This window comes from Bacillus sp. SIMBA_154 (assembly GCF_046536015.1).
In the GTDB taxonomy this organism is placed as follows: domain Bacteria; phylum Bacillota; class Bacilli; order Bacillales; family Bacillaceae; genus Bacillus; species Bacillus pumilus_P.
In genome coordinates this window covers 1-238 of record NZ_JAWJBV010000636.1, presented here as the reverse complement: position 1 = coordinate 238, position 238 = coordinate 1, and the positions used below count along the sequence as shown (strand labels likewise).

The window sequence follows — 238 nt, the reverse complement described above, 5'->3', positions numbered from 1 at the left end:
TATCGAATTGCCAGTTAAATAACCGCCATAAACAGTAATGAAAAAGCCGCTTAGTTTTGCAACTAAGCGGCTTTTTTTATGCTATCTAATTAGTACTCGATAATGTTAACCGCTAATCCACCGCGAGCGGTTTCTTTGTATTTTGTTTTCATATCGTTACCGGGATCGAGCATGGTTTTAATTACTTTATCAAGCGATACTTTTTGTACTCCACTACCGCGAATAGCAAGACGAGAAG

At 38.2% G+C, this 238-nt stretch carries 1 protein-coding gene; it reads right to left on the bottom strand.

The window, feature by feature from the left end; translation table 11 throughout:
• Positions 1-89: 89 nt before the first annotated feature.
• Positions 90-224 carry an L-serine ammonia-lyase, iron-sulfur-dependent, subunit alpha gene (locus R0K30_RS23425; RefSeq protein ID WP_410613417.1) on the bottom strand — a complete coding sequence of 45 codons (135 nt, stop codon included), beginning with the start codon at positions 222-224 and terminating at the stop codon, positions 90-92.
• Between the last annotated feature and the right edge of the window lie 14 nt (positions 225-238).